Raw genomic sequence first — 12,006 nt, 5'->3', positions numbered from 1 at the left:
GGGGGGGGGGGGGGGGGGGGGGGGGGGGGGGGGGGGGGGGGGGGGGGGGGGGGGGGGGGGGGGGGGGGGGGGGGGGGGGGGGGGGGGGGGGGGGGGGGGGGGGGGGGGGGGGGGGGGGGGGGAACCCCCCCCCCCCCCCCCCCCCCGCCGTCGTGCGTTCTCCATCGCTGTAATCCTGCTCTCACCGGGGTAATGCGGGGCCCTGTTAAGGTTTGAAGTGGCGTCCTCGGGTAAGTTGTACATGGTGAAATAGACCGAATTTTTCACAACCAAGCCGACCCACAGGGAGACGCCCGCGCATGTCCAAGATTATCTACACCCACACCGACGAAGCGCCGATGCTGGCTACCTATTCGTTCCTGCCCATCATCGAGGCATTCGCTTCGACTGCAGGTGTGGAGGTGGAGACCCGCGACATTTCGCTCGCCGGCCGCATCATCGCCGTCTTCGGTGACTACCTGACCCCCGAGCAGCAGATCGGTGACGCCCTTGCTGAACTCGGTGAGCTGGCGAAGACGCCGGAAGCCAACATCATCAAGCTGCCCAACATCAGCGCCTCCATCCCGCAGCTGAAGGCCGCCATTGCAGAGCTGCAGGGCCAGGGCTACGCACTGCCGGACTACCCGGACAACCCGTCTTCGGATGAGGAAACTGCCATCCGCTCGCGCTACGACAAGATCAAGGGCTCCGCCGTGAACCCGGTCCTGCGTGAAGGCAACTCGGACCGCCGTGCACCGCTGTCCGTCAAGAACTACGCCCGCCAGAACCCGCACTCCATGGGTGCCTGGACCCCGGACTCCAAGACCAACGTGGCCACGATGGGCCAGGACGACTTCCGCTCCAACGAGAAGTCCGTAGTCATCGAGAATGAGGGCACCATCTCCATCCAGCTGGTCCGCGAGGACGGCTCCGTCAAGGTCCTGAAGAAGGCCTTCCCGGTCCTGGCCGGCGAGGTCATCGACGGCACGGTCATGCGCGCTGCCGCCCTGGACGAGTTCCTGAAGGCCCAGGTGGCCCGCGCCAAGGAAGAAGGCGTGCTGTTCTCAGCCCACCTGAAGGCCACCATGATGAAGGTCTCCGACCCCATCATCTTCGGCCACGTGGTGAAGGCCTACTTCTCCGAACTGTTCGCGACCTACGGCAAGCAGCTCTCCGCCGCCGGCATCAGCCCCAACAACGGCCTTGCCGCCATCCTGAGCAGCCTCGAGGACCTGCCCGCGGATGTCCGCGAAGGCGTCCAGAACCTGATCAAGAAGGGCCTCGAAGACGGCCCCGCCCTGGCCATGGTGGACTCGGACAAGGGCATCACCACCCTGAACGTCCCCAGCGACGTCATCGTGGACGCCTCCATGCCTGCCATGATCCGCAGCTCCGGCCACATGTGGGGCCCGGACGGCAAGGAAGCCGACACCCTGGCTGTCCTGCCGGACAGCTCCTACGCCGGCATCTACCAGGTGGTTATCGACGACTGCCGCGCCAACGGCGCCTACGATCCCACCACGATGGGCACGGTGCCCAACGTTGGCCTCATGGCGCAGGCAGCCGAGGAATACGGCAGCCACGACAAGACCTTCGAAATCCAGGAAGCCGGCAAGGTGCAGGTGGTGGACGGCTCCGGCAACGTCCTGATCGAACACGAAGTTTCCGAGGGCGACATCTGGCGCGCCTGCCAGACCAAGGACCTCCCCATCCGCGACTGGGTGAAGCTGGCCGTCACCCGGGCACGCGCCTCCCAGACCCCCGCCGTGTTCTGGCTGGACGAGGACCGCGCCCACGACGCCAACCTCATCACCAAGGTCAACGAGTACCTAAAGGAGCACGACACCGAGGGCCTGGACATCCAGATCATGGCCCCCGTCAAGGCCATCGCCTTCACCCTGGAGCGTATCCGGAAGGGCGAGGACACCATCTCCGTCACGGGCAACGTGCTCCGCGACTACCTCACGGACCTGTTCCCCATCCTGGAACTGGGCACCAGCGCCAAGATGCTCTCCGTTGTTCCGCTGATGAACGGCGGCGGGCTGTTCGAGACCGGTGCAGGCGGCTCCGCCCCCAAGCACGTCCAGCAGCTGCTGAAGGAAAACCACCTCCGCTGGGACAGCCTGGGCGAGTTCTTGGCCCTGGCCGTCAGCTTCGAGCACCTGGCCACCACCACGGGCAACGCCCGCGCCCAGGTCCTGGCCGACACCCTGGACCGCGCCACCGGCACGTTCCTGCTGGAGAACAAGTCCCCGAGCCGCCGCGCGGGCGAGCTGGACAACCGAGGCAGCCACTACTTCCTGGCCCGCTACTGGGCTGAAGAGCTGGCCAAGCAGACGGACGACGCCGAGCTGGCCGCCGCGTTCAGCACGGTCGCCAGTGAGCTTTCCTCCAAGGAGGAAACCATCGTGGGCGAGCTGGCCGAGGTCCAGGGCTCACCCGTGGACATCGGAGGCTACTACCACCCGGAGGACGCCAAGGCTTCCGCAGTTATGCGTCCTTCCGCCACCCTTAACAAGGTCATCGCCAGCCTGAGCTAGCGGCGGGCTGCTGCAGCAGCTGTGGTGAGAAAGAAGCGGGGCTCCGGATAATCTTCCGGAGCCCCGCTTTTTTGTATATCGGTACGTTGAGCGCAGGCTCAGTTCTTGCCTTTGCCTTTGTCGTTGTTGTTTTTGCCGGAGGCCGGGCCGTTGCTGCCCGAACTGCCTTGGGCTGGTGCCGGCGCAGGAGCCGGCTGGACTGGGGCGGGCGCGGCGCTTTGCGCTGCCTGTTCAGCAGCGATGCGAGCATCTTCGGATGCCTTCGCAGCCGCCGCTTTCTGGGCCGCGAGGATGTCGTTGAGGTCTGCGCGGACAGCGGTAGCCACCGTGGTGATGCTGCGGCGCCGCTCCTCGGAAACCTGGCCCTTTGCCTGGGCCGCCGAGAGGTCCGCCTCAAGACCCGCGAGTGCCTGCAGTGCGGACTCGGGATTGTTCTGGGACGACGCCTGGGTCACTTCCAGGACCCGAGCCTGGAGTTGGGTGGCGGCTTCGCGCTGCAGACCGTTCCCGGGAGCCGCGCACGCGCTAAGGAAGCCCGCCGCGACCAGTGCCGCTGAGCACGCCAGCAACAGCCGGTTCGGAGGTGCCTGCAGCAGGGTCACGGTTCCACGCTCTTTTGAAGTTCCTGGAGATGGTCACCCAGGACGCCGGTCACCGTGGGGTAGGGCACGACGTCGGCCGGTCGGGCGGAAATGCTCATCATCACCGTTGCGGCGGCCGCGGCGATCACCAGGATACCGAGTACGACGGCCAGCCAGATGCGCTGCGTCCGGGACAAGCGCGGCTTCCTGGAGGCCTTGGCGGCGGCTGGGCTGGTTGCCGCCGCACCGGAAGCAGACGGTGTCGTGGCTTGCGGGGCGGGGGTCCGCTCAGACGGCTGCGAGGATGAGCGGGGAGAAATAGCCCCGGTGGCCCCTGCCGCCTCCCGGACTTCGTCCACTGATTCTTCGGCAGTGATGGTGGGCGGGTGGAAGGGCATCGCGGGAAGCACCCGGGTGGTTTCGGGGGCCAGTTCTCCGGGCGTTGACGCCGGGGAAACCAGGGCCTGGCGCAGCGCCGTCTCAATGTCCGCAGCCGTCGGCCGCTCCAGCGGCTCGATGGCCGTCATGGAACGGATGAGGTCTGCCCATTCGGCGGGGACGTCGTCGGGGATCTCCGGAGCGCGGTGAAGCCGGACAACAGCTGATTCCACGGCACTGCCCGGGTACTCCACCGTGCCCTTGATGCACTCCAGCAGCACCAGGCCAAGGGAATAGATGTCCGTGGCCGATGAGAGGGGTTTGCCGAGGGCCTGCTCGGGGCTGAGGTAGGCAGCCGTGCCCACCATGGTGCCCGTGGCCGTGAGTCGGGTGGAATCGACGATCCTGGCGATGCCGAAGTCCGTGAGTTTGGGCCGCAGCGGCTCGCCCGGCCGGATCTGCACCAGGAGGATGTTGCCCGGCTTGATGTCGCGGTGGATGATGCCGAGGCCGTGGACGTAAGCCAGGGCGTCGGCGATCCCTGCACCGATCACTGACAGCTCTTCATAGGGCACGCGGCTGTGGCGAATACGGCTGCGCAGGTCCTGGCCCTCCACGAGTTCCATGGTGAGGAAGGGACGGGGTTCATCCGGAAGGCGGTCATCGATGCTGGCGTCGAAGAGCGTCACCAGGCCGGGGTGGTTCAGGGTGGCCAGGAGCTGGATCTCCGCTTCCTGCCGCTTCAGTTCGTCCGCATCCGGAGCCTGCGGCGCGAATAGCTTCAGCGCGACGTCGCGGCCCAGGTTTTCATCCCGGGCAGAGTAAACCGAGGACATCCCCCCACGGCCTATTACGTCACCCAAACGATAGCGACCGCCGACAACTTCATTCTTGATGGAGCTAGGCGATTCCGCCACCATGACCGTTCCTCCCGGTGCGCTGCGGCACTGATGTACCTCAAATTATACGGGCGGGACCGCCGAACCAGCGATTGACCTAGGCTTTCACGTTGCGACACGCCGACGGTCCGGCGGCGGTTTGAATCACTTCCGCCACCGGACCATTGGCTACAAGGACACGTGTGCTGAAGACGTGTTTTGTACTGTTCCTTCGTTTCCGGGTCGTTGTCCTCCTTCCGTCAGCCCGCGGAGTGCTGCCACTTCAAGCGCACGGGTGCGGGCGTTTTCTGTGCTGTCTTTGAAGCGCTTTACGACACCTTCCGCCTGCGGAGCATCAGGAATCCGCCGGCCAGGAGCAGCAGCGCCAGGGGAACCAGCGTTCCGTCCCAGCCCGTGTTGGCGAGGCCGGTATGGCCCGTGGCCGTGGTGGCAAGGGCGGAATTGCCGTTCGCCGGGGTGCTGCGGGGAGCCGTAACAGTGGCGATGGTGCCGCTGACTGCCGTGGAGCCTGCCGGTGCCGCCGAGAAGCCGCCGTTACCGGTGCCGCCATTCATGCCGGTGGAATCATCACCCGTGGCCGTTCCGCCGTTGCCGGCGCCACCGTTGCCTGCGGTGTTGTCCGAACCCGGGGTGCTGGCACCGGGATCTGCGGTTCCGGGATCAAGCGTCCCGGTGTCACCGGTGGTGCCGTCACCCGGGGTGGTGGTACCAGGGTCGGTGGTGCCGGGAGTGCCTGTGCTGGTGGCGCCCCCGAGTCCCAGGCCAATGCCGAGGTCGATTACAGCGTCCAACCCGCCGTTGCCAACGGTTCCGGTGCCCGAATCAGCGCCAAGGTCTACAACCGCGTCAACTCCGGCTGCCGTGTCACCGGTAGTGAGGCCGCCGACGCCAAGGTTCACGGCTGCGTCGACGGCGAGGTCGGCGGTGGTGCCGTCGGTGGTTCCGGTGCCCGGATCGGTGAGGCCGCCGAGGCCGAGGTTGATGTCGGCTGCGGCTGCCACGTCAGTGGTGCCGGTGGATGCGGGATCGGTGAGGCCGCCGAGGCCAAGGTTGACGTCGGCTGCGGCTGCCACATCGGCGGTGCCCGCGGTGGTGCCGTCGTTGGTGATGCCGCCGAGGCCGAGGTTGACGTTGGCTGCGGCTGCCACGTCGGTGGTTTCTGCGGTTGCAGGGGCGGTGGTGATGCCACCCAGGCCGAGGTCCACGTTGGCGTCGACGGCGAGGTTCGCCGTGGTGCCGTCAGTCGTGCCTGTTGCAGGGGCCGTTCCGGTGGTGATGCCGCCGAGGCCGAGGTTGACGTTGGCTGCGGCTGCCACGTCGGTGGTTCCCGCAGTTGCAGGGGCGGTGGTGATGCCACCCAGGCCGAGGTCCACGTTGGCGTCGACGGCGAGGTTCGCCGTGGTGCCGTCGGTCGTGCCTGTTGCTGGAGCCGTACCGTTAGTGATGCCGCCGAGGCCGAGGCTGACGTCCACTGCGGCGGCGACACCGGTTGGACCGGCCGGCGTTGGGTCACCCAGCAGGCCCAACGACGACGAGTCAGCGGGTGCCGCCGCCGAGATGAGGGCGGAAGCGGACAAGTCCGTCCCGCTGGTGGTGGTGTCCGCGGCCTCTGCCGCAGCGCAGCCGAGGGCCAGAAGACCGCCGGCAAAGAGGGTGCTAAGCAGCCCCCTGCGAAGGGTGCAGTTCATGATGCTTACTCCTGAAAGTTGATGTTGTCCGGCGCTGGTCAGCTGCCGGCATAGCCACGTGCTGCCCATGAACGGGCAGGAGGCATCAACTAGTCAGGAGAAGAACCGGGGTCGAAGGACACCGGCGCAGGAAAGTGCTCAGAGGTATCCCCGGCAAGGACCGCGCAGGGAAGTATGAAATCGACGTCGAAGGTGCTCAGCCATGCGGCGGCACTGGACGGGCCGCTTGACGACGTACCGCTGCCCGTGCCGGATCCCGGGGCGGCAGGAACGTTTGTAGTCAGCGGCGCCGGCCCAGCGGGAAGATACTCATCCGCGACGGAGTCACCAAGGCCCGCTAAATCAGCTTGCAGAACGGAAGTTCCAGCGAGTCCAGCAGCCCCGCGGGCTTCCGGGATTGCGCCGCTGGCTGCTGACGATATATCGGCCAAAGCCAGAGCGTCCTGATCAACGTCGGTTGCTGCCTGCAGGGCGCCAGCTGATGCTTCCGCCGCAGCAGGGGCAGGAGTTTCCGTAGCCGGAGGCCCTGCCTGGACCGCTTCAAGTGGCTGCTGGAGCTCAACCCCCTGTTGGGGAAGCGGAACGGGCAGCGGAGCGGCGCCGGTCAGAAGATCGGAGACGGGCTGGAGTACCGGTTCGAGCGCAGGAACAGCCTCGGCTGCAGGCTCTACGACAACCTGCACGACGCCGGACGTCACGCCGTCGGCGACGTCAACAAGGGGAGCCGAAACAGTGGAGACGGTTCCCGCAGGAAGCACTTGGTCCACCGCCGGAACGGAGGCGATGAGGTTGTCCGCAAGTCCGGAAACCTGGGTCACCATGGGCTGCAACGGCCCGGGGGTTGCCGCCGGGCCGGCCGGGGAATTCAAAGGAGCCGGTGAATCGGCGTCCGCCAGATCATGGGTCAAGGATGAAACCGAGCTGGTGACCCCGCCAATAAGCGACGAAGAGTCGGGGCCGATGTCAGCGGAAGCAGCCGTGGAAGAAAGCGTCAGCCAGGTCACTGCGGCGGCTCCGGCAAGAAGCGCCGGGCGCAGGGCACGCCATGGCGAACTCATATGAGCCATGCGTACCACCCCCCAGTGACCGGTGCAATCGATGCCCCTAAATACTAAGACTGCTTATTGGCGGAAGTCCAGAGAAAGCCTAAAGGGATTTTACAAATGGAGGGCACACGCTCGAAAGGCGTCAAGAGCCAAGACAACCGGTCACGTAGCTGACACGGACTCCGCAAGCTGCAACACCGACGTCGTACCTCCCTTTCTGAAGCTCTCTAATGCCTGTCATTGGGGTAGGTGACTCCAAGCTGGGCGCGCACACCGTCGAAAAGGCGCATGGTGTTCAGCGTGTCCTCAAGCGGCATTACCGGGCTCTCGGTCAATCCCTGCTGGACGCACCTCATCACCTCGCGCAGCTCGTAGGCGTACCCCTTGCCCACAACGTCGAAGGTTTCCGTCCGGCGGTCCTCCCAGCCCTTGGCGATGAGGAGCTCGCCCGGATTGTTGATGGAGCCCACGCTCTGCAGGAAGCCAAGGCTTCCCGCCACGGTAGCCGTGCGCGGGCCGTGGGCCAGGAGCGAGGAGGTGAGCTGGACCTGGGCGGCGTGGTCGTAGCCGAGCGTCATGACGTTCTGCGCGTCCACGCCGTCGTCATTGACCACACCCGTGGCGCTGACGGTTTGCGGGAAGCCGAGCGTGCCGAGCGCCCACAAGAGCGGGTACACGGACAGATCCAGCAGGGCCCCGCCGCCGTCCTTGCGGGCCCACAGCCTGGCAGTGGGGGAGTACGGAGCCGGAAAGCCGAGGTCTGCGGTGACCCAGTGGATCTCGCCGAGTTCTCCAGAGGCGGCGATCTGGAAAGCCCGTTGCATCGACGGCAGGAACCGGCTCCAGACCGCCTCCATCAGGAACAGCTTCCTGCTGCGCGCAACGTCGATGAGCTCGGCTGCTTCGCGCGCATTGATGGTGAAAGCCTTCTCGCAGAGCACATGCTTGCCGGCGTTGAGGGCGGCGAGGACTATCTCATGGTGCTGTGCGTGCGGCGTGGCAACGTACACCACATCCACGGCGTCATCAGCCAGCAGCCGCTGGTAGCCGGGCACACCGCCGTCGTCCCCGTACGCCTTGGCGAAGTCGTAGGCCACGGCGAAAGCGTCGGCCGTGTCCTGGGTCCTGGAACTGACCGCGTACAGCTCGGCATCTTCCAGCAGTGCCAGATCCTGTGAGACCGCGCGGGCGATGCTGCCGGTTGCAATGATTCCCCAGCGCAGCGGAGCCCCGGTTGCGGAGCGTGGATCCTGGTTGGGCTGGCTGGACAGCCACGGCGTGGCGATGGGAGCAGTCATAGCTGCCATCCTGTCACAGGGGCGTGGAAGGAATGGGGAAGTTCCGGCCGCCCGGAGAAGGAAACGAAAAAGGGGCCAAAGATGGAAGCGCGTGCACCCCTCTGGCCCCTTTCGATCGCGTCAGGCGGTGGCGGCCACCGCCCGGCCCCGTACCGGCTCTTCCGTCAGCTTGCCCTGCTGCAGGCGGAAGCGGCGGTCGGTCTTGTTGGCCAGGACCCTGTCGTGGGTGACTACCAGAATGGTGGTGTTGTGGTCGCGGCTTAAGGAACTGAGGAGCTCGATGATGTGATCGCCGGTCTGCTCGTCCAGGTTGCCCGTGGGCTCGTCGGCGAGGATCAGCTTAGGCTCGTTGGCCAGGGCACGGGCGATGGCCACGCGCTGCTGCTCGCCGCCTGAGAGCCGGTTGATGCGCCGTTCGTGCTTGGACGGATCCAGCTGCACCTGCTCCAGCAGTTCCTGCGCCCGCTGGAGCCTGGCACCCTTCCGGACCCCGGCAAACTCCATGGGGAGCGTTACGTTGTCCACGGCGGACAGGTTGGGGATCAGGTTGAACTGCTGGAACACGAATCCGATGTCCCGGCGGCGGTACTCGGTCAGCTTGCTGTCCGGCAGGCTGGCCAGGCTGACGCCGTTGACGACGACGTCTCCGCTGGTGGGCTTGTCCAGCGCGCCCAGGAGGGACAACAGGGTGCTTTTGCCGCTGCCGCTCTTGCCCACGATCGAGGCGAGCGTTCCTTGCTCCAGGACGAAGCTGACATCATTCACCGGCTTGATGGTGCGGTCCCCTGAGTTGAAAGTGCGGACCAGGTTCTTTACTTCAATCATGGCTATTCTCCTCGCAGGACTTCGATGGGACGGATTCGCGCCGTGAGCAGCGCGGGCACCAGGGCGCCGATGACGGCGACGGCAAACACGGCCGCGATGCCGCCGGCGATGACGCCGGGCGACGCGCTGGCGGTTACGGAGTTCAGCAGCTGGGAAGCGCCGCCGAAGGGCCCACCCTGTCCGCCGCGGAAGCCCCCTGCACCGGCGGCCTCGCCCGGGAAGCCGCGGCCGGCGGTGGCAGAAGCCGTGGTGCTGTTGCTGCTGATCAGGGCGGAGGCGATGCCGCCACTGGCGAAGGATGCCATCGCTGCGCCCACTGCGCTGCCCAGGGCCGCCAGGACCAGGGCTTCGAGGACGAACTGCAGCCCGATGGTCCGGTTCGGCGCCCCGATGGCCTTCAGCACACCGATTTCGCGGCGGCGCTCGCGGACCAGCATCACCATGATGAGCAGGATGATCAGGCCGGCGGTGCCCAGGGCGGCGATGAAGGCGATGAAGGAGATGTTCTTGACGCTGTCCAGGGAGCTGACGGCGGTCTGCAGGTTCTGGCCCTGGGTGACGTCAGCCTTGTCGGTGCCCAGGGCGGCCTGCAGCGCCGTCTTGGTGGAGGCGACGTTGTTCATGGAGTTCACCGTAACGATCATGCTGGAGAGTTCACCGGGCGTGCCCGCAAGGGTCTGGGCGGTGGGGAGGGTCACGTACACAGCGTTATTGCCAAAGGCGGTGCCGGCGTCGAACAAACCGGAAACCGTATAGGTCTGGTCGTTGATGGTGAAGGTGGACCCTACGGTGAGATTGTTCTTCTCGGCCAGCGAGGTGCCGAGCAGCGCGCCCGTGGATGCTGCAGCATAGTCACCAAGACCGGAGCCCTGGGTGATGTTCAGTGCCTTGCCCGTGGTGTCCACCTCGGCCCCGATGCCGGTGGCGGTGATCGGCAGCGACCTGGGCTGCTGGCCGGTCCCGGTGGATCCCGTGGTTCCGTTGGCCTGCTGGTTGCGGCTGCCCAGGGTGCCTGCATCGACTGCGGCTGTGAGGCTGGTCGTGAGGGTGGCGGCTGCCTGACCGCCGGGGCCGCCCTGGCCGGCCTGTCCTCCTTGACCGGCCTGGCCAGTTTGTCCCGCCTGACTGGCTGACTGCGCAGCAGCAGCGGCCGCGTTCCGCAAACGCAGTGAGGAGGTTCCGACGACGGCACTGACGTTGGTAACGCCGGCCGCGGTGGTTGCTTGGGCGGCGGTGAGCGGCTCGCCACCGCCTTCGAAGCCCTGCCCGCCGGCAGGGTTGACGGTCAGGACGGTGCCGACGGAGGCATTGAGCTCCTGTATTTTCGCTCCGACCGCCTGGTTGGCCACCAGCATGGCCAGGGCCAGGCCAATGGCGACGGCCAGCACTGCAACAACGGCTGCGGTGCGGACCTTGTTTCTGAAGGCATTGCCTACGCTTCGGGCAAGGACGCTCACGTTACTCCTATGACTCAGGTGCCGGCGCGGAAGGCCGGCTTCGCATCAACCCTCGCCGGGCATCCTGTGCAGGTATCCGGCCGAAGCTGTGTTTGGGCTGTGAGGGTCGTTGCCGCCCGGGCAGGACGCAGGAAGGCCCGGTCCCAATGGGACCGGGCCTTCCTGTTTGCCGGCTTTACCCGGCGGTTTTCAACGCTGTGTTACTTGGTGATCGGGCCGAGTACGGGATCGTCCTTGTAGGCCGTCTTGACGTTGGCGGAGGTCACGATAACCGGCTCCAGCAGGTAGGCGGGAACCACCTTGTTGCCGTTGTTGTAGGACTTGTCGTCGTTGACCTCAGGCTTCTTGCCTGCCTGCAGGTCCTTGACCATGGTGATCGCGTGCTCAACGAGCTTGCGGGTGTCCTTGTTGATGGTGGAGTACTGCTCGCCTGCCAGGATGGACTTGACCGACTCAACCTCGGAGTCCTGGCCGGTGACTACCGGGATCGGCTTGCCGGCGGCCTTGACGGAGGTCAGGATCGCGCGGGCCAGGGTGTCGTTGGGGGACAGGACGCCGTCAACGTTAGCGGTGGTGTAGCTGCCGCTGAGCAGGGTGTCCATGCGGCGCTGGGCGTTCTCTGCCTTCCAGCCCTGGGTAACGGCCTGCTCGAAGCTGGTCTGTCCGGAGACAACCTTGAGGGTGCCGTCGTCGATCTTGGGCTTCAGCACGCTCATGGCGCCGTTGAAGAACACCTTGGCGTTGGCATCGTCAGGCGAACCGGCGAACAGTTCGATGTTGTACGGACCGGTGGGCTTCTTTGCCTTCATTCCATCCAGCAGTGCCTGGCCCTGGAGCACACCGACCTTGTAGTTGTCGTAGGCCACGTAGTAGTCCACGTTGTCGGTGTTCAGCAGGAGGCGGTCGTAGGCGATCACGGTGGCGCCGGAGTCCTTGGCCTGCTTGAGCTGGGTGCCCAGCTGGGAGCCGTCGATGGCGCCCACGATGATGACCTTGGCACCCTTGGTGACCATGGCGCTGATCTGGTTCTGCTGCTCCGAAACGCCGCCGTTGGCGAACTGGACGTCAGCCTTGAACCCGGCGCCACTGAGGCCGTCGTTGAACAGCTTCTCGGCCAGGACCCAGTTTTCACTGGTCTTCTGCGGAAGGGCGACACCGATGGAGGAATTCTGGTCGAATCCTGCGGCGCTGCCGCTGGAGCCGCCGCTGGGCTCCGAGCGGCCGCAGCCCGTCAGCGCCAGTGCTGCGATGGCAGCAACCGCTGCGGCCTTTCCTGCTTTACCAAACATTTGCATTGTTGGTTCTCTTTCTTTGT

Annotated in this window: 9 protein-coding genes; 1 reads left to right on the top strand and 8 read right to left on the bottom strand. The window is 66.0% G+C overall.

Translation table 11 applies throughout. The features are described from left to right. The first annotated feature begins 299 nt into the window (after window positions 1–299). Window positions 300–2,519 carry an NADP-dependent isocitrate dehydrogenase gene (locus tag ACETK3_RS14525; RefSeq protein ID WP_236801494.1) on the top strand — a complete coding sequence of 740 codons (2,220 nt, stop codon included), beginning with the start codon at window positions 300–302 and terminating at the stop codon, window positions 2,517–2,519. Between the two features lie 98 nt (window positions 2,520–2,617). Here ACETK3_RS14525 and ACETK3_RS14520 read toward each other — a convergent pair whose 3' ends face one another. The 8 genes from ACETK3_RS14520 to ACETK3_RS14485 form a co-directional block, all read right to left on the bottom strand. Beyond that, complete coding sequence (locus ACETK3_RS14520; RefSeq protein ID WP_237430094.1) at window positions 2,618–3,121, bottom strand: hypothetical protein; 504 nt, start codon at window positions 3,119–3,121, stop codon at window positions 2,618–2,620. Then, complete coding sequence (locus tag ACETK3_RS14515) at window positions 3,118–4,398, bottom strand: serine/threonine-protein kinase (protein WP_237430095.1); 1,281 nt, start codon at window positions 4,396–4,398, stop codon at window positions 3,118–3,120. Before ACETK3_RS14515 ends, ACETK3_RS14520 begins: the two co-directional genes overlap by 4 nt. A 287-nt stretch (window positions 4,399–4,685) precedes the next feature. Continuing rightward, window positions 4,686–6,065: a hypothetical protein gene (locus ACETK3_RS14510; protein WP_373993106.1), complete on the bottom strand. Its 1,380-nt coding sequence runs from the start codon at window positions 6,063–6,065 to the stop codon at window positions 4,686–4,688. Between the two features lie 89 nt (window positions 6,066–6,154). Next, a complete protein-coding gene (locus ACETK3_RS14505; protein ID WP_237430097.1) occupies window positions 6,155–7,132 on the bottom strand; it encodes a hypothetical protein in 978 nt (325 codons plus the stop codon). A 206-nt stretch (window positions 7,133–7,338) separates the two neighbouring features. After that, window positions 7,339–8,409, bottom strand: a complete 1,071-nt coding sequence (locus tag ACETK3_RS14500; protein ID WP_236801500.1) for a Gfo/Idh/MocA family protein — start codon at window positions 8,407–8,409, stop codon at window positions 7,339–7,341. 120 nt (window positions 8,410–8,529) lie between these two features. Continuing rightward, window positions 8,530–9,234 carry an ABC transporter ATP-binding protein gene (locus ACETK3_RS14495; RefSeq protein ID WP_237430098.1) on the bottom strand — a complete coding sequence of 235 codons (705 nt, stop codon included), beginning with the start codon at window positions 9,232–9,234 and terminating at the stop codon, window positions 8,530–8,532. Window positions 9,235–9,236: 2 nt separating this feature from the next. Next, window positions 9,237–10,691 carry an ABC transporter permease gene (locus tag ACETK3_RS14490; protein ID WP_373993105.1) on the bottom strand — a complete coding sequence of 485 codons (1,455 nt, stop codon included), beginning with the start codon at window positions 10,689–10,691 and terminating at the stop codon, window positions 9,237–9,239. 200 nt (window positions 10,692–10,891) lie between these two features. Continuing rightward, a complete protein-coding gene (locus ACETK3_RS14485; protein ID WP_236801504.1) occupies window positions 10,892–11,986 on the bottom strand; it encodes a sugar-binding protein in 1,095 nt (364 codons plus the stop codon). Window positions 11,987–12,006 lie beyond the last annotated feature (20 nt).

The sequence above is a fragment of the Arthrobacter sp. E44 genome, from assembly GCF_041877125.1.
GTDB lineage: Bacteria > Actinomycetota > Actinomycetes > Actinomycetales > Micrococcaceae > Arthrobacter.
Note: the sequence above shows the minus strand (reverse complement) of the source record. Positions and strands in the feature narration are given on the sequence as shown.

Excerpts from the sequence above, each read along its gene's own strand:
- ACETK3_RS14525 (WP_236801494.1), top strand. The coding sequence starts at position 300 with ATGTCCAAGATTATCTACACCCACACCGACGAAGCGCCGATGCTGGCT.
- ACETK3_RS14515 (WP_237430095.1), bottom strand. The coding sequence starts at position 4,398 with ATGGTGGCGGAATCGCCTAGCTCCATCAAGAATGAAGTTGTCGGCGGT.
- ACETK3_RS14510 (WP_373993106.1), bottom strand. The coding sequence starts at position 6,065 with ATGAACTGCACCCTTCGCAGGGGGCTGCTTAGCACCCTCTTTGCCGGC.
- ACETK3_RS14505 (WP_237430097.1), bottom strand. The coding sequence starts at position 7,132 with ATGGCTCATATGAGTTCGCCATGGCGTGCCCTGCGCCCGGCGCTTCTT.
- ACETK3_RS14500 (WP_236801500.1), bottom strand. The coding sequence starts at position 8,409 with ATGACTGCTCCCATCGCCACGCCGTGGCTGTCCAGCCAGCCCAACCAG.
- ACETK3_RS14495 (WP_237430098.1), bottom strand. The coding sequence starts at position 9,234 with ATGATTGAAGTAAAGAACCTGGTCCGCACTTTCAACTCAGGGGACCGC.
- ACETK3_RS14485 (WP_236801504.1), bottom strand. The coding sequence starts at position 11,986 with ATGCAAATGTTTGGTAAAGCAGGAAAGGCCGCAGCGGTTGCTGCCATC.